The organism is Frigoribacterium sp. Leaf172, assembly GCF_001424285.1.
Taxonomy (GTDB): domain Bacteria; phylum Actinomycetota; class Actinomycetes; order Actinomycetales; family Microbacteriaceae; genus Frigoribacterium.
Window position 1 is genome coordinate 876,996 of the sequence record NZ_LMPB01000001.1, and the last position, 15,122, is coordinate 892,117.

Here is a 15,122-nt window from a genome sequence, read left to right on the forward strand (position 1 = left end):
GCACCCGCAGCACCCACCCCCAGGAGGCGCACCATGGCACGCACCGTCGATCTCGTCGTCGTCGGAGGAGGCGCGATGGGGCTCGCGACCGCCTGGCAGGCCGCGATCCGCGGGCACGACGTCGTCCTGCTCGAGCGCTTCGAGCGCGGTCACCACCACGGCGCCTCGCACGGCTCCACCCGCAATCTCAACATCGCCTACGACGACGGCGAGTACGTCGACCTCGTCGCGCGCGCCCGAACCCTGTGGGACGAGCTCGCGCTCGTGTCGGACACCCCGCTGCTCGACCTCGTCGGGGTCGTCAACCACGGTCGCCCCGACATGCTGCGCCGCATGCGCGAGCTGCACGCCGAGCGGGGCGTCGACAGCGAGTTCGTCACGCCCGGTGACGCGGGTCGGCGATGGACGGGTCTCCGGTTCGAGACCGACGTGCTCTGGGTGCCCGACAGCGGTCGCATCCGCGCCGCCGACGCCCTCGCCGCCTTCGAACGGGTCGCGACCGGCGTGGGAGCCGAGATCCGCTGGTCGACACCGGCCGAGCGCATCGAGATCGAAGGCGACGACCGCGCCCGCGTCGTCACCGCCGACGAGGAGTACCTCGCACCCCGGGTCGTCGTCACGGCCGGTGCGTGGACGGAGCGTCTCGTCGGGGGTCTCGCGCGCCTCCCTCGTCTCGTGGTCACGCAGGAGCAGCCCGCGCACTTCCGCGTGACCGACGACGACGCGGTCTGGCCCGGCTTCAACCACCGCCCCGATCCCGACGGCGGCGCCGACGGCTGGTGGTACGGGCCGGTCTACGGCATGCTCACGCCGGGCGAGGGGGTCAAGGCGGGCTGGCACGGCACCGGGCCGGTCACCGACCCCGACGCCCGCAGCCACTCGCCCGAGCCCGAGCAGTTCGAGGCCCTCCGCCGGTACGCCCGCGAGTGGCTGCCCGGGGTCGACGCCGAGACGGCCGATCCGATCAGCTGCACGTAGACGTCGACCGACAGCGAGGACTTCGTGCTCGACCGCGTCGGCCCGCTCGTGATCGGCGCCGGCTTCTCGGGGCACGGGTTCAAGTTCACGCCTCTCGTCGGCGAGATCCTCGTCGATCTGGTCGAGGACGGCGAGGGGCCCGAGCGCTTCCGCCTGCTCGGGCGGCGTTGACGTCGGGGGCGACGGGCTGAGGAGGCGCGGGCAGGCTCAGGAGGCGCGGCCCGGCTCAGGAGGCGCGGCCCGGCTCGAGGGGTGCGTCCGACTCAGGAGGCGCGGGTCGACTCGGCCAGGAGGGCGCGGGCCGTCACGGTGTCGGTGACGAGCTCGTTGACGAGGCGGGCCCGCACGGCGCCGAGGATGCTCGGCACCTTCTCGGGACCGACCGCGACCCCGACGGCGTGCGGGATGTGCTGCAGCACCGCGCGGGAGGTGCGGACGACGCGATCGCTGCCGGGGAACTCGAGCGCCTCGCCCGCGGCGTCGAAGAAGTTGAGGCAGACGTCGCCCACGGCGTCGTCGAAGCTGCCCTCGGCGACGGGGATGAAGCGCGAGATGGTGTCGCGGGTCACGGTCGGGGCGCCGATGCCGAGCAGGGCGCCCTTCGCGGTCTCCCACAGGCCGACGACGTGCTGGAAGGCCGGGTCGTCGTCGAGCGAGCGCCGCATGTCGACGCTCGGCAGGGCCTGAGCGAACAGGAACGACGGGAACCCGCCGCTGCGCTCGGCCGCGCGGAGCGTGATCTCGTTCGTCTGGAACCAGGGCGAGGGCTCCGTCAGACCGCCGACGGTCGGGGCGAGCTGCACGCCCGGCAGCGGCGGCAGCACCCCCTGCGCGACCTCGTGCATCGTGCGACCCGACGAGACGAGCAGCACGTCGCCGGCCTTCAGCGACATGTTCTCGAGAGCCGCGGCGACGGCCTCCGAGAGGTTGTCGCCGAGCGTGGTGGCATGCGTCGTCGCCGACAGCCAGACGTCCTGCAGCCCGAGGGCCGACTTGAGCTGCGCTCCGAGCTCGATGTTCTCGTCGTGGTACGGGTCGGTGACCTCGATGCGGACGAGACCCAGTCGCCGGGCCTCGGCGACGAGGCGGCTGACCGTCGGTCGCGAGACGCCCAGGCGCGAGGCGATCTCGACCTGCGTGGCCTCCTCGACGTAGTACATGCGGGCGGCCTGGTAGACGCTGTCGATCGAGAAACGGCCCGAGCGCTGACCGGCGGCGCTCGCCGACGCGGCGGCGTCCGACTCGACGTCGGTGGTGGGGCTGTCGCTCACGGGGCCTCCTCGCGCCCGACGGCGCCTGCTCGACGATGATCGATCCTATCCTCCCGACCGGTAGCGGAAATTGTGTTCTTGACTTCTGTTCTGGACGTTGTAATCTCGATCCGTGGCCGCATCGACGCGGCCGGGTCGTCTCGCCACGGCCCCATCACCTTCAGGAGGACCCCATGTCGACGACGACCACTGAGACCACGACCCCGTCCGCTCCCGACACGGGCGGCATCCCGACGACCATGAAGGCGGTCGTGGTCCACGGGCCTGAGGACTACCGGCTCGACACGGTCCCCGTCCCCACCCCCGGCCCCGGCGAGCTGCTGCTCAAGGTCGACGCCGTCGGCGTCTGCGCCTCCGACCTGAAGTGCTACCACGGCGCCGCCAAGTTCTGGGGCGACGAGAACCGCCCGGCCTGGGCCGAGCGCGATCGCGTCGCCGGTCACGAGTTCGTCGGCACGGTCGTCCAGGGCGACGACGGCGCCCTCGCCAAGCGCGGCGTCGCCCTCGGCGACCGCATCGCGTGCGAGCAGATCGTCCCCTGCTGGGAGTGCCGCTACTGCCTCATGGGTGCGTACTGGATGTGCGGCCCCCACGACATGTTCGGCTTCAAGGGCTTCGACGGGGCCATGGCCGAGTACGTCCTCGTCCCCACCCGCGCTCTGACCCACCCGGTCAGCCGCGACCTCGCGCCGCACGTCGCCGCGTTCGCCGAGCCGCTCTCGTGCGCGATGCACGCGGTCGAGCGCGGCAGCATCCAGTTCGACGACGTCGTCGTCATCGCCGGCGCGGGCCCCATCGGCCTCGGCGCGATCGCCGGCACCCGCCAGAAGAACCCGAAGATGGTCATCGCCCTCGACATGTCCGACGAGAAGCTGGCGCTCGCGAAGAAGGCCGGCGCCGACCTCACGATCAACATCACCGAGGAGGACGCCGTCGCGACGGTCAAGAGCCTCACCGACGGCTACGGCGCCGACGTCTACATCGAGGCCACGGGGCACCCGTCGGCCGTGTCGCAGGGTCTCAACATCCTCCGCAAGCTCGGCACGTACGTCGAGTACTCCGTCTTCGGTTCGAACGCCTCGGTCGACTGGTCGATCATCAGCGACGACAAAGAGCTCAACGTGCTCGGCGCCCACCTCGGCCCCCACTGCTGGCCCGCGGCCATCAAGCTGCTCGAAGCCGACAAGCTCCCGATGGACGAGATCTGCACGCACCAGTTCCCCCTCGACCAGTTCCAGGCCGCGCTCGACCTCGTCGCCGACAGCCAGGGCGGCTCGGTCAAGGTCAGCATCGTCCCCGGTCTGACCGAGGCCACCACCTCGAGCGCCGTCACCGCATGACCACGATCTACGACGACCCCGACGAGTTCGCCGACGATCAGCTGACCGGGTTCCTCGCGCTCTACGCCGACCGCCTCCGGGGGGTCCCGGGCGGCGTCGTCTCCCATCGCGGTCAGGCTGAACCGCAGGTCGCCGTCGTCATCGGCGGCGGCTCGGGTCACTACCCCGCCTTCAGCGGCACCGTCGGCCCCGGTCTCGCCACGGGCGCCGTCGTCGGCAACATCTTCACCTCGCCGTCGGCCGCCCAGGCCTACTCGGTGGCGAAGGCCGCCGATCAGGGGCGCGGCGTCGTCTTCAGCTTCGGCAACTACGCCGGAGACACGATGAACTTCGGCATCGCCGCCGAGCGCCTCCGCAAAGAGGGCATCGACACGCGCATCGTCGTCGTCACCGACGACATCGCGTCGGCCGACGAGGTCTCGAAGCGCCGCGGCATCGCCGGCGACTTCTCGGTGTTCAAGGCCATGGGTGCCGCAGCAGCCGAGGGGGCGTCGCTCGACGAGGTCGAGCGCATCGGCGTCGCGTCGAACGAGGCGACCCGCACCCTCGGCGTCGCGTTCTCGGGCTGCACGATGCCGGGTGCGACCGAGCCGCTCTTCGAGGTCCCCGAGGGGCATCTCGGACTCGGTCTCGGCATCCACGGCGAACCCGGCATCCGCGACGTCGAGCTGATGCGGGCGACCGACCTGGCCGACCTGTTCGTCGACCGTCTGCTGGTCGACCGGCCGGCCCGCGCCTCCTCGAGGGTCGCTCCGATCCTCAACGGACTCGGCACGACGAAGTACGAAGAGCTCTTCCTGCTGTGGGGGCACATCGCCCGGCGTCTGGCCGACGCCGGGGTCGAGGTCGTCGAGCCCGAGGTGGGCGAGCTGGTCACCAGCCTCGACATGGGCGGGGTCTCGCTCACGCTGCAGTGGCTCGACGACGAGCTCGAGCGTCTGTGGCGCGCTGATGCCTACACACCCGCGTACCGCAAGCTGCGGGCGCCGCTCGACGCGCTGGTCGTCCCGTCTCCCGACGAGATCGCTGCCGGCGCCGACGACACCGCGCCCGACGCGACCGACGCAGCCGTCCGTCTCGGCGACACGGTCCGCACGGCCCTCGGCGCGATCCACGATCTGCTCCGCCGTGAAGAAGAGACCCTCGGGCGCATCGACGCGGTGGCCGGCGACGGCGACCACGGGCGCGGCATGCTCAAGGGCATCGGCGCGGCCGTCAAGCGCGTCGAAGGCGTCGACGGTCGTGCCGGAGGCGCGTGGCTGCTCGGTCGCGCCGGTCTGGCCTGGGCGGAGCACGCGGGCGGCACCTCCGGCGTCCTCTGGGGTTCGGCCCTCGAGGCGCTCGCGGCGTCGCTGACCGACGAGCGCGACGCGTACCCCGCCGCGCTGATCGTCGACGGGGTCGATGCGTTCGCCGAGTCGATCGTCGACCTCGGTCGGGCGAGCGAGGGCGACAAGACCATGCTCGACGCCCTCCTGCCGTTCGCTCGGTCGCTGCGCGAGAGGGTCGACGCAGGAGCCCAGCTCGACGAGGCCTGGAGGTCGGCGGCCGAGGTCGCCGTCTCCGCCGCCGCCGCGACCGCCGGGCTGCGACCGAAGGTCGGCCGGGCCCGTCCCCTGGCCGAGAAGAGCGTCGGCACCCCCGACGCCGGGGCCACCTCGATGGGAATGATCGTCACGACGGTCGGCGAGGTCCTCACCTCGTCGTCGGTCTCGAGAGAAGGAGCATCATCATGAGCACCGACCGCACCTACCGTCTCGTCGTCGGATCCGACGACGCCGGGTTCGACTACAAGGAGGCCATCAAGGCCGACCTGATGAAAGACCCTCGCGTGTCGATCGTCACCGACGTCGGGGTCGACGCCGACGGCCACACCGCTTACCCGCATGTCGCGGTCGACGCGGCGCGCATGGTCGCCGACGGGAAGGCCGACCGGGCGATCCTGATCTGCGGCACCGGTCTCGGCGTCGCGATCGCGGCGNGCCGTCGTGCAGTTCCCGGCGTCGGCCGCGTTGGCCACACCGCTTACCCGCATGTCGCGGTCGACGCGGCGCGCATGGTCGCCGACGGGAAGGCCGACCGGGCGATCCTGATCTGCGGCACCGGTCTCGGCGTCGCGATCGCGGCGAACAAGGTGCCCGGCATCCGCGCGGTCACGGCGCACGACTCGTTCTCGGTCGAGCGCAGCGTGCTCTCGAACGACGCGCAGGTGCTCTGCATGGGCCAGCGCGTCGTCGGACTCGAGGTCGCGCGGCGCATGGCGCGCGAGTGGCTGGGTTACGAGTTCGACACCTCGAGCGCCTCGGCCGAGAAGGTGCAGGCGATCTGCGAGTACGACGGCTCCGCTCAGCCCGTCGGCCTCGACGCCTGACCGGCACGACCGGCACGACCTCGTCGACGCGGCGGAGGCGCCGAGCGGGAACGCTCGCAGCCTCCGCCGCGTTGACTGTCAGCATGAGCCCTGCGACACCCGAATCGAAGACCTGCCGCTCGTGCGGTCGACGCATCGAATGGCGCAAGAAGTGGGCGTCGAACTGGGACGACGTGGCCTACTGCAGCGACGCGTGCCGCAAGCACAAGGTGACCGCTCGGGATCGCGAGCTCGAGCAGCGCATCCGCGACCTGCTCGCCGCTCGGGCGGCGTCGTCGAGCATCTGCCCCTCCGACGTGGCGCGCTCGCTTCACCCCGACGACGAAGACGCCTGGCGCGGCCTGATGGAGCCCGTCCGTCGGGCGGCCCGACGCCTCGTCGCCGCTGGCGAGGTCGACATCACGCAGGGCGGCTCGGTCGTCGACCCGTCGACCGCCAAGGGCCCGATCCGCATCCGCCGCCACCGCCCCTGACGGTCCGCGCCACCGCGCTCACACGGGTTCGAGCGGGGCCCACGGCCGTGGCGGGCGTTCGACCGCGACCACGTCGCCCGACGCGACCCGCCCTCCCTGCACCACCACGCCCATGACTCCGGCCTTCCGCACCAGCTCACCGGCGTCGTCCCGTCCGACCACGGCCTTGAGCAGCCCCGATTCGAACCGGTCGATCTGCAGGCACGGGTTGCGGAGGCCGGTGATCTCGACCCGCGCCTCCTGCCCCAGCGCGAGGACGGTGCCGGTCGGGAGTCCGAGGAGGTCGACTCCGCGCGTCGTGACGTTCTCGCCGAGCGCCGACGGGGCGACCTCGAACCCGAGGGCCGCGAGGTCGTCGAACAGCTCGGCGTGCATCAGATGCACCTGCCGCAGGTTCGGCTGGCCGGGGTCGCGAGCCACCCGTGAGCGGTGCTGGACCGTCCGGCCGAAGTGCGCATCCCCCTCGATGCCGAGGCCCTCAAGAAGGGTGATCGAGTCGACCGGCCGCTTGCTGAAGCGGTGCGCGGAGTCGAGGCCGACGGAGACGACGGAGGCGCGGGTCATGACGGTCAGTCTCCTCGCCCAGCCCCGCCGCGTCGAGCCCCCTCGCTCCGCGCCCGGTGCGAACCGTCGTGAGCGCGCTCGCCGGGGGCGGGGCGTCCGGGTCGTCGGAGCGGTGGGCTGTCAGCGGCGCACGTCGTGCAGGTGATGCAGGGGGTCGTGCACGAAGTACCGGGCGAGCGAGTCGATCGTGAACGCCGAACCGTCGCTGCGCAGGCCCGTCCGGCCGAGCTCGTCGTCGGGCACCGCCTCGAAGGCGCTCGCCACGGTCTCGGCGGCGGACACCAGCTCGGCGGCCACGGCCTCGGGTCGCTGCGCGGCGTAGTCGTCGGCGAGGGCCGTGGCGTCCTGATCCCAGTCGGCGAAGGCGGGGGAGTCGTCGGCACGCATCAGCGCCAGCCGCCCCGCGAAGACCCGGAACACGTCTCGCACGTGAGCCGCGTACTCGAGCGTCGACCAGGTCGCGTCGTCGGGGCGGTCGCGCGCACCCGGTCGGGCGAGCTCGGCGGGCCAGGCGGCGGCGTTGCGCCTGACGAGCTCGGGCACGTCGCGGTACCCGATGGTCGCGGCGTCGAAGCCGCACTCCGCGCACGGGCGCTCGAGCACCCAGGTCCAGTTCTTCGTGTCGGGCGTGATCGGCATGAGATGACGCTAGGGCCAGCCGTCGGCGGTCGCCATCGACATCCTGCCGTTCGCCGTGCCCCCGGTGCCAGACTCGACGCCGCCACCGCGCCGCCACCGCCACCACCGCAGCCGCAGCCGCCACCGCCGCCCTCGCGTCAGCCGATGGGCCCGTCGACGTCGCGGCCGTCCCAGAGGTCGAGGCAGTCGATGCGCTCGGCGCCGTGCTCGCGCAGGTACCGCCCGGCTCCGCGGTCGCCCTCGAGCGTCGAGGCCAGATCGCGCCAATGCGCCCGCCCCACGACCACGGGATGGCCCGGACGCCCGCCGAACACCGACTGCCGCAGCGCGTCCACCCCGAGCGCCGCCGGACCGCCCGACAGCGACCGCGCGACGGCGGACGCCGGCAGCGTCGGGTAGTCGACCAGCGAGACGACGGCGACCCGCGCCTCCTGCAGGTCGGGGTCCGAGTCGATCGCCCCGAGTCCGGCCCGAAGCGATGCCGAGAGCCCCGTCGCCCAGTCGTCGGCCACGACCACGCCGACCGCGGAGCCGAGGAGGCGCGGGTCGGCCGCCAGCACCGCCGCGGCATCGTCCGCCTCCGCGCCCAGCACGACGACGACCCGGTCGCACCCGCCGGCCATCAGGTTCGCCACGCCCCGGGTCAGCCAGGGCCCGTGCTCGTCGGCGGCCAGCGCCTTCGGTCCGCCCCGGCGCGACCCCGCGCCCGCCGCGAGCAGGAGCCCCACGATCGGGCCGGGTCGTGCGAGCGCCATGGCCACAGGCTAGCCGTCGACGAGGGCGCTCACGCCCTACGATTGACGCCACCCGTCCACCCCGAGGAGCCGTGTGTTCGAGATCGCCGATCGCCTGCTCGCCCTGCTCGACGCGGGCGAACGGCTCGCCGTCGCGACGGCCGTCTCGATCGACGGCAGCGCGCCGCGCACCGTGGGCACGTCGATGGCCGTGACCGCCGACGGTGCGGTGATCGGCAGCATCTCCGGCGGCTGCGTCGAGGGAGCCGTGTACGAGACGTGCCGGCAGGTGCTCGACGACGGGGTGGCGCAGCTCGACGTGTACGGCTTCAGCGACGAGACGGCGTTCGAGGTCGGGCTCAGCTGCGGCGGACGGATCGAGATCCTCGCCCGCCTGGTCACCCCCGCCGACGCCGTCACGATCGCCGCGCTGCGGGAGGCCGCGGCGGGGCGCGAGGCGACGGCGCACGTCGTGGTCGGACCCGTCCGCGTCGGCGAGGTGGCGGCGTCGATCGACGACTGCGCGGGTCTGCGGGTCTTCAGCGAGCGCTCCGTTCCGCCGCCGCGCCTCCTCGTCTTCGGGGCCGTCGAGTTCGCCGTGGCCCTCTGCGGCGCCGGGGCCGTGCTCGGCTACCGGGTGACCGTGTGCGACCCGCGGCCGGTGTTCCTCACCCGTGAGCGCTTCCCGGCGGCCGAGCAGGTCGTCGTCGAGTGGCCGCCGAACTACCTCGCCCGCACCGAGGTCGACGAGCGCACGGTGATCGCGGTGCTCTCGCACGACGAGCGGTTCGACGCCGATCTCGTCGCGGCGGCTCTGGCGTCGCCGGCCGTCTACGTCGGCGCGATGGGGTCGCGGACGACGCACGACCGGCGGCTCGCCGCGCTGCGCGAGCGGGGAGTCCCCGAGGAGGCGCTGGCCGGCCTGCATTCCCCGATCGGCCTCGATCTCGGTGCGAGCACCCCCGAGGAGACCGCGGTGTCGATCCTCGCCGAGGTGCTCGCCGTGCGATCGGGCGCCTCGCGTGCGTCGTTGCGCGAGCGGTCGGGCAGCATCCACTCTCTGAGCTGACGCCCCGGCGCTCCGCGTCACGAACGGGTCACGAGTGGCCCGCGGGTCTTGCCCGCAGCGGCCGCGACTTGGTTCCCTGAGCCGAGAGGGGGGCGAGATGCCGTCGAGCGAGACAGTGAGCGGGTCCGGCCGCGCCGACCGCCGACGCCGCGCCGACCCCCGCCGCGCCGACCCCTGCCGCCCCGCCGCCGCCGGCACCGCCGCCCTCCTGCTGGTGCTCGCTCTGGCCGGCTGCGCGTCGGGCCCCGCGCCGGCGCCTGACCCCGACGACCCGATCGCCGCCGCGCGAGAGCTCGTGGACGCCGGAGGCGTCGTGAAGTCCGGCGACGCCACCGCCACCTGCGGCGAGTTCGTCCTGCCGCAGGGCGTCGAGCTCGACCCTGCGGCGCTCGACTGCCTCGCCGACGCATCCGTCGCGGGGGCGTCGGCCGAGCTGGCCTGGGCGTACCCGACGACCGAGGGCGACCCGATCGTCTCGTTCGCCTTCGTGCGTCCGGGCGTCGAGGGCGTCGAGACGTACACGACGACCGCGTTCGACTCGTACGGCGGGGGAGCCGTCGGCTCGTGGTCGGGGACCCTCTGCCCCGACCCGCGCGACGTCTACGGCGAAGGCGACTGCCGCCTCCTGCTCGAGGGCTGACCCGGCCCGCGCTGCCGGTGCGGCGGGTTCCCGTCCTCGGTGGCGGTTCAGCGCTGACCCGCCACGGGTGACACGAACCCGCCGGACCCCCGGGAGCGCCGAGGAGGCGCGCCTCAGCCCGCGGGGGTCGTCCCGGCGGCCGTGCTCTCGCGCACGACGAGCTCCGGCTCGAAGACGATCCGGCGGGGTGGGCGCTCGGGGTCGTCGGCCTCGTCGCGCAGGATCTCCACGGCGGTCTGCCCGATCAGCGCGCTCGGCTGACGGACCGAGGTGAGCGGCACGACGGCCGCTCGGGCGAAGTCGATGTCGTCGTAGCCGATGAGCGCGACGTCGTCGGGCACGCGCAGGTCGCCCTGCATGACGAGGGCCTGGAGCACGCCCATGGCGGCGAGGTCGTTCGCGGCGAAGATGGCGTCGGGGCGGTCGGCGGCGTCGCGCCGGGCGATGGCGCCGGCGGCCTCGCGACCGTTCTGCACGGTGAGCGCGGGGATCTCGACGACCTCGAGCGTGGCGCCCGGGGTGGCCGCGACGGCGTCGCGCGCGCCGGCGAGGCGGTCGGCCACCTGCTGCAGATCGGCGGGGCCGCCGACGAAGGCGATGCGGCGTCGTCCGAGGCCGAGGAGGTGCTCGGTGGCGAGGTACCCGCCGCGCACGTCGTCGACGCTGACGGACGAGAACTCGGTCAGGTCGGCCCGTCGGTCGACCAGCACGGCCGGCACTCCGCGGAGGCGCAGGCGCCGCAGGCGGTCGGAGACGTCGCCGACGGGCGAGATGAGGATGCCCATCACCCGCTGCTCGTCGAAGAGATCGAGGTAGTGCGCCTCGCGTTCGACGAGCTGATCGCTGTTGCCGAGCAGGATGATGCGCCCCGACTCCTCGGCGGCGGCCTCGGCGCCGCGGGCGACGTCGGTGAAGAACGGGTTGCCGCCGTCGAGGATGATCAGCCCGATCACGCGGCTGTCGCCGCCGCGCAGCTGGCGGGCGGCGTCGTTGCGCACGAAGCCGAGGGCGGCGATGGCGTCGCTGACGCGGGCGATGGTCGACTCGCTGACCTTGCCCGGGTTGTTCAGCACGTTCGAGACGGTGCCGACGGAGACCCCGGCCGTCTCGGCGACGTCGCGGATGCTGGCCTGCCTCATCGCGCCTCCCCGGTGCTCTCGTGGCCTCCGACGAGTGTGCCATGCCCGTGATCGAGCTGTGATCCACCGACCGCGGGCGCCTCTTGACGTCGAGTCGAGTCTGCCTCTACAGTCGGCACGAATCGAATTTGAAACGATTCACTTTCTCGACGACGAGACGACTAGGAGAACGATCAGTGACGATCGACCCCACACCGGGCGGGCCCTCCCCGACGGCGACCGTGCTCGAACTGCGCGGTGCGCGCAAGACGTTCGGGGCCGTCGTGGCCCTCTCGAGCGGCAGCGTCCGGCTGCGTGCCGGCGAGATCAACGCGCTCGTCGGCGAGAACGGCGCCGGCAAGTCGACGATGGTCAAGATCCTCGCCGGGGTGCACCAGCCCGACAGTGGCGACTTCCTCTTCGACGGCCACCCGATCGTGTTCCGCAGCCCGGCCGAGAGCAAGGCGGCGGGCGTGAGCGTGATCTACCAGGAGCCCACGCTCTTCCCCGACCTGACCGTCGCCGAGAACATCTTCATCGGTCGCCAGCCGACCACGCGCTTCGGCTTCATCGACCGCGCGGCCATGCGGGCCGCCGCCCGCGCGCTGTTCGAGCGCCTCGGCGTGCCGATCGATCCCGACCGCGTCGCCGAGGGCCTCTCGATCGCCGACCAGCAGATCATCGAGATCGCGAAGGCCATCTCGCTCGACGCCAAGGTGCTGATCATGGACGAGCCGACGGCCGCGCTCAGCGGAGTCGAGGTCGAGCGCCTCTTCGGCGTCGCCCGGGCTCTGCGCGACCGCGGCAGCGCCATCATGTTCATCTCGCACCGCTTCGACGAGGTCTTCGGTCTCAGCGATCGCATCACCGTCATGCGCGACGGCGCGTTCATCTCGGAGCACACCACGAGCGAGGTCACCACCCCCGAGATCGTGCGGGCGATGGTCGGCCGCGACGTCGACCAGCTGTTCCCCAAGCAGGAGGCGCGGATCGGCGACACCGTCGTCAGCGTCGACGGTCTGACGCGGGCGGGCGTCTTCCACGACGTGTCGTTCGAGGTGCGGGCCGGCGAGATCGTCGGTCTCGCGGGTCTCGTCGGCGCCGGTCGCACCGAGGTGGCGCGGGCGCTGTTCGGCATCGACCGCTACGACGCCGGCTCCGTCACGATCGGCGGTCGCCGACTCGCGCCCCGCGATCCGATGGCGTCGATCAAGGCGGGCATCGGCTTCGTCCCGGAGGACCGCCGCAAGCAGGGCCTCGTGATGGACATGTCGGTGAGCCGCAACACGACGCTCACCCTCCGGACTGCGCTCAGCCGCCTCGGTCTCGTCAGCGCGCGACGTGAGCGCGAGGCCGCCGCCGACTGGTCGCGTCGGCTGCAGGTCAAGACCGGCAGCCAGGAGCTCCCCGTCTCGACCCTCTCGGGCGGCAACCAGCAGAAGGTCGTGCTGGCGAAGTGGCTGGCGACCGACCCGACGTTCCTCATCGTCGACGAGCCGACGCGCGGCATCGACGTCGGCACGAAGAGCGAGGTGCATCGGCTGATCAGCGATCTCGCGGGTCGGGGCATCGCGGTGCTGATGATCTCCTCCGAGCTGCCGGAGGTGCTGGGCATGGCCGACCGCGTGCTCGTCATGCGCGAGGGGCGCCTCACGGCCTCCCTCGACCGCTCCGCCGCGGACCCCGAGACGGTCATGAACGCCGCCACGGGCGCCGAGCCGGCGCTCACCACCACGACGACGGAGACCAGCCGATGACCACCTCGCACGCCCTCGCTCCGAGCACCGGCACCGGGCGGAGCCCGATCGCGTCCCTGGTCCGTCAGCGCGAGGTGCCCGTCGCCTCGGCGCTCGTGGTGCTCGTCGTCGTGACGACGATCGCCAATCCGCTCTTCGTGTCGTCGCAGGGCGTGAAGGACCTCATGCTCAACGCGACGATCACGGTGATCATGGCCGTCGGACTCGGCACGGTCATCATCACGAACAACATCGATCTCTCGGTGGGGTCGATCCTCGGTCTCGTGGCCTTCGGCACGGGGTCGGTCTTCGCCGCGGCACCCGACATCCCCATCGTGCTCGTCTTCCTGATCGGGCTCGCGCTCGGCGCCCTGCTCGGCGCGATCAACGGGTTCCTGGTGACGGTCGCCCGGGTGCCGTCGCTGGTCATCACCCTCGGCATGCTCTACATCTACCGGGGCGTCAACAACGCCTGGGCCGGCGGCCAGCAGTACTTCGCCGGCGACCGGCCGGCCGCGTTCGGCCGGCTGTCGGTCGACACCGTGCTCGGCGTCCCCGTCATCACGGTCATCGCGATCGTCGTCGTGGTGCTCGTCGCGGTCTTCCTGGCTCGCACCCGGCCCGGCCGCGACCTCTACGCGATCGGCTCCGACGACGAGGCCGCGCGCCTGTTCGGCATCCCCGTCAGCCGCCGCGTGCTCACCGCGTTCGTGCTGAACGGCACGCTCACCGGTCTCGCCGGCGTCCTCTACGCGTCGCGCTTCAACTCGGTCGGGGCCACCACGGGCACCGGCCTCGAGCTCGACATCGTGGCCGCGGCCGTCGTCGGCGGCATCGCGATCTTCGGCGGCTCGGGCAGCGTCGTCGGCGCCGCGATCGGCGCCGTGCTGCTGACCACCATCACGAGCAGCCTGACCGCCCTCAACGTCGACAAGTTCTGGCAGCAGGCCATCGTCGGCGTCCTCATCCTGACCGCCATCCTCGTCGAACGGATCGCCTCGATCCGCAAGGCCCGGAGACTCCGTACGAGCGAGGCCACCAATGCCTGAGCAGACCACCACCCCGTCGGCCGCGACCTCCGGGGTCGGCCCGCGCCGTGCCTCCTCGGCCACCGGCGCCGTCGACGCCGATCACCGCGACGCCGGTCGCGTCGACCCCGAGTCCGCGTCCGAGAGGCGCCTGCGTCGTCGACGCCGCCTGACCGGACGCGGGGCGATCATGGTCTACGCCCTGCTCGGCACGCTGATCGTCTGCTCGCTGACGGTGCCGCGCTTCGCGAGCGTGCAGACGACCGGGTTCCTGCTGCTCGACGCCATCCCCATCCTCATGATCGCCATGCCGATGGCCCTCGTCATCATCACCGGCGAGATCGACCTCTCGGTCGCCAGCACGGCCGGCCTCACCAGCGCCGCGATGGGCGTGCTCTGGGCGGCGGGCTGGGGGATCCCCGAGATCTTCGTGGTCTGCGTTCTGATCGGCGTCGCCTGCGGGGCGCTCAACGGGATGCTCGTCACGACCGTGGGGCTGCCGTCGCTCGCGGTCACCATCGGCACGCTGGCGCTCTACCGGGGGCTCGCCCTCGTGGTGATCGGCGACAACGCCGTCGCGGACTTCCCGCCCGCCCTGACCTCGTTCTTCACCTCGAAGATCGGCGCCACCGGGATCCCGACCGCCATGATCGGCGTGGCCGTCATCGTCGTGTTCTTCGGCGTGCTGCTGCACCTCAGCTCGTTCGGCCGCACCCTGCCGGCGATCGGGTTCAGCAGAGAGGCGGCGAGCTTCGTCGGCGTGCACGTCGGCCGGGCCAAGTTCTGGATGTTCGTCTCGACCGGCGTCGTGTCGGCCCTCGTCGGCATCTACTGGACCCTCCGCTACTCCAGCGCCCGCAGCGACAACGCGACCGGCATCGAGCTCGCGGTGATCGCGGCCGTGCTGCTCGGCGGCGTCTCGATCTTCGGCGGACGCGGCAGCATCCCCGGCGTCGTCGCCGGCGTGCTGGTCATCTCGAGCGTCAGCTACGCGCTCCGCCTCGGCGGCATCAGCGACGTCGTGCTCAACGTCGTCACCGGCCTGTTGCTGGTCGGCAGCGTCGTCACGCCGAGTCTCATCGCCGTCATCGGCGCGAAGCGGAGGGCGAGACGCTCGGCGCGCGAGGTCCTCGCCGCCTCCGAGACCGCCGCGGCCTGACG

General features: G+C 72.5%; 16 protein-coding genes and 1 pseudogene. 12 read left to right on the forward strand and 5 right to left on the reverse strand.

From position 1 onward, the window contains the following. The first annotated feature begins 33 nt into the window (after positions 1–33). Together ASF89_RS04275 and ASF89_RS16280 are read left to right on the forward strand one after the other, a co-directional pair. A complete protein-coding gene (locus ASF89_RS04275; RefSeq protein WP_369814526.1) occupies positions 34–978 on the forward strand; it encodes an FAD-dependent oxidoreductase in 945 nt (314 codons plus the stop codon). Between the two features lie 24 nt (positions 979–1,002). Further along, a complete protein-coding gene (locus ASF89_RS16280) occupies positions 1,003–1,149 on the forward strand; it encodes a hypothetical protein (protein WP_369814527.1) in 147 nt (48 codons plus the stop codon). Between the two features lie 92 nt (positions 1,150–1,241). Here the strand turns inward: ASF89_RS16280 and ASF89_RS04280 are convergent, their stop codons facing one another. After that, on the reverse strand, positions 1,242–2,249 hold the full coding sequence (locus ASF89_RS04280; RefSeq protein WP_200913486.1) for a sugar-binding transcriptional regulator: 1,008 nt from the start codon (positions 2,247–2,249) through the stop codon (positions 1,242–1,244). Positions 2,250–2,422: 173 nt separating this feature from the next. On the opposite strand from ASF89_RS04280, the gene ASF89_RS04285 reads away from it, so the two are divergent. The 5 genes and pseudogenes from ASF89_RS04285 (at position 2,423) to ASF89_RS04300 (ending at position 6,433) form a co-directional block, all read left to right on the forward strand. Further along, positions 2,423–3,589 carry a zinc-binding dehydrogenase gene (locus tag ASF89_RS04285; RefSeq protein WP_055800563.1) on the forward strand — a complete coding sequence of 389 codons (1,167 nt, stop codon included), beginning with the start codon at positions 2,423–2,425 and terminating at the stop codon, positions 3,587–3,589. Further along, positions 3,586–5,325 carry a dihydroxyacetone kinase family protein gene (locus ASF89_RS04290; RefSeq protein ID WP_055812278.1) on the forward strand — a complete coding sequence of 580 codons (1,740 nt, stop codon included), beginning with the start codon at positions 3,586–3,588 and terminating at the stop codon, positions 5,323–5,325. Before ASF89_RS04285 ends, ASF89_RS04290 begins: the two co-directional genes overlap by 4 nt. Further along, a partial coding sequence (locus ASF89_RS16060; protein ID WP_235483976.1) for an RpiB/LacA/LacB family sugar-phosphate isomerase occupies positions 5,322–5,570 on the forward strand: 249 nt, incomplete at its 3' end. The genes ASF89_RS04290 and ASF89_RS16060, both read left to right, overlap by 4 nt. Before the next feature lies 1 nt (position 5,571). Then, positions 5,572–5,960 (forward strand): annotated as a pseudogene (locus ASF89_RS04295) (RpiB/LacA/LacB family sugar-phosphate isomerase); the annotation flags it as partial. 83 nt (positions 5,961–6,043) lie between these two features. Continuing rightward, positions 6,044–6,433 (forward strand): DUF2256 and DUF3253 domain-containing protein, encoded by a 390-nt coding sequence (locus tag ASF89_RS04300; protein WP_055812283.1) that lies wholly within the window; start codon positions 6,044–6,046, stop codon positions 6,431–6,433. A gap of 18 nt (positions 6,434–6,451) precedes the next feature. Here the strand turns inward: ASF89_RS04300 and ASF89_RS04305 are convergent, their stop codons facing one another. The 3 genes from ASF89_RS04305 to ASF89_RS04315 all read right to left on the reverse strand — a co-directional run bounded on the left by ASF89_RS04305 (position 6,452) and on the right by ASF89_RS04315 (position 8,391). Further along, a complete protein-coding gene (locus ASF89_RS04305; protein WP_055812285.1) occupies positions 6,452–6,997 on the reverse strand; it encodes an MOSC domain-containing protein in 546 nt (181 codons plus the stop codon). A 120-nt stretch (positions 6,998–7,117) separates the two neighbouring features. After that, complete coding sequence (locus ASF89_RS04310; protein WP_055794061.1) at positions 7,118–7,636, reverse strand: DinB family protein; 519 nt, start codon at positions 7,634–7,636, stop codon at positions 7,118–7,120. 137 nt (positions 7,637–7,773) lie between these two features. Beyond that, the gene (locus tag ASF89_RS04315; RefSeq protein ID WP_055812292.1) at positions 7,774–8,391 is read right to left on the reverse strand and encodes an NTP transferase domain-containing protein; all 618 of its coding nucleotides are present in this window, start codon (positions 8,389–8,391) and stop codon (positions 7,774–7,776) included. Positions 8,392–8,464: 73 nt separating this feature from the next. Here ASF89_RS04315 and ASF89_RS04320 point away from each other — a divergent pair, with 73 nt between their 5' ends. Both ASF89_RS04320 and ASF89_RS04325 read left to right on the forward strand, forming a co-directional pair. Continuing rightward, complete coding sequence (locus ASF89_RS04320; protein WP_055794066.1) at positions 8,465–9,439, forward strand: XdhC family protein; 975 nt, start codon at positions 8,465–8,467, stop codon at positions 9,437–9,439. A 97-nt stretch (positions 9,440–9,536) separates the two neighbouring features. Beyond that, positions 9,537–10,079, forward strand: coding sequence for a hypothetical protein (locus ASF89_RS04325; RefSeq protein ID WP_055812296.1), 543 nt, complete (start codon positions 9,537–9,539; stop codon positions 10,077–10,079). Positions 10,080–10,192: 113 nt separating this feature from the next. On the opposite strand, the gene ASF89_RS04330 is transcribed toward ASF89_RS04325, so the two are convergent. Then, a complete protein-coding gene (locus ASF89_RS04330) occupies positions 10,193–11,218 on the reverse strand; it encodes a LacI family DNA-binding transcriptional regulator (RefSeq protein WP_200913393.1) in 1,026 nt (341 codons plus the stop codon). A gap of 176 nt (positions 11,219–11,394) precedes the next feature. Here ASF89_RS04330 and ASF89_RS04335 point away from each other — a divergent pair, with 176 nt between their 5' ends. From ASF89_RS04335 to ASF89_RS04345, 3 genes are read left to right on the forward strand one after another with little or no spacing between them, the layout of a single operon-like run. Beyond that, entirely contained in the window at positions 11,395–12,954 is a 1,560-nt protein-coding gene (locus ASF89_RS04335; RefSeq protein WP_235483978.1) for a sugar ABC transporter ATP-binding protein, read from the forward strand. Continuing rightward, complete coding sequence (locus tag ASF89_RS04340; protein ID WP_055794071.1) at positions 12,951–13,982, forward strand: ABC transporter permease; 1,032 nt, start codon at positions 12,951–12,953, stop codon at positions 13,980–13,982. Before ASF89_RS04335 ends, ASF89_RS04340 begins: the two co-directional genes overlap by 4 nt. Beyond that, entirely contained in the window at positions 13,975–15,120 is a 1,146-nt protein-coding gene (locus ASF89_RS04345; protein WP_082489770.1) for an ABC transporter permease, read from the forward strand. Before ASF89_RS04340 ends, ASF89_RS04345 begins: the two co-directional genes overlap by 8 nt. Positions 15,121–15,122 lie beyond the last annotated feature (2 nt).

Excerpts from the sequence above, each read along its gene's own strand:
- ASF89_RS04285 (WP_055800563.1), top strand. The coding sequence starts at position 2,423 with ATGTCGACGACGACCACTGAGACCACGACCCCGTCCGCTCCCGACACG.
- ASF89_RS04300 (WP_055812283.1), top strand. The coding sequence starts at position 6,044 with ATGAGCCCTGCGACACCCGAATCGAAGACCTGCCGCTCGTGCGGTCGA.
- ASF89_RS04340 (WP_055794071.1), top strand. The coding sequence starts at position 12,951 with ATGACCACCTCGCACGCCCTCGCTCCGAGCACCGGCACCGGGCGGAGC.
- ASF89_RS04315 (WP_055812292.1), bottom strand. The coding sequence starts at position 8,391 with ATGGCGCTCGCACGACCCGGCCCGATCGTGGGGCTCCTGCTCGCGGCG.
- ASF89_RS04310 (WP_055794061.1), bottom strand. The coding sequence starts at position 7,636 with ATGCCGATCACGCCCGACACGAAGAACTGGACCTGGGTGCTCGAGCGC.
- ASF89_RS04330 (WP_200913393.1), bottom strand. The coding sequence starts at position 11,218 with ATGAGGCAGGCCAGCATCCGCGACGTCGCCGAGACGGCCGGGGTCTCC.
- ASF89_RS04290 (WP_055812278.1), top strand. The coding sequence starts at position 3,586 with ATGACCACGATCTACGACGACCCCGACGAGTTCGCCGACGATCAGCTG.
- ASF89_RS04345 (WP_082489770.1), top strand. The coding sequence starts at position 13,975 with ATGCCTGAGCAGACCACCACCCCGTCGGCCGCGACCTCCGGGGTCGGC.
- ASF89_RS04275 (WP_369814526.1), top strand. The coding sequence starts at position 34 with ATGGCACGCACCGTCGATCTCGTCGTCGTCGGAGGAGGCGCGATGGGG.
- ASF89_RS04325 (WP_055812296.1), top strand. The coding sequence starts at position 9,537 with ATGCCGTCGAGCGAGACAGTGAGCGGGTCCGGCCGCGCCGACCGCCGA.
- ASF89_RS04305 (WP_055812285.1), bottom strand. The coding sequence starts at position 6,997 with ATGACCCGCGCCTCCGTCGTCTCCGTCGGCCTCGACTCCGCGCACCGC.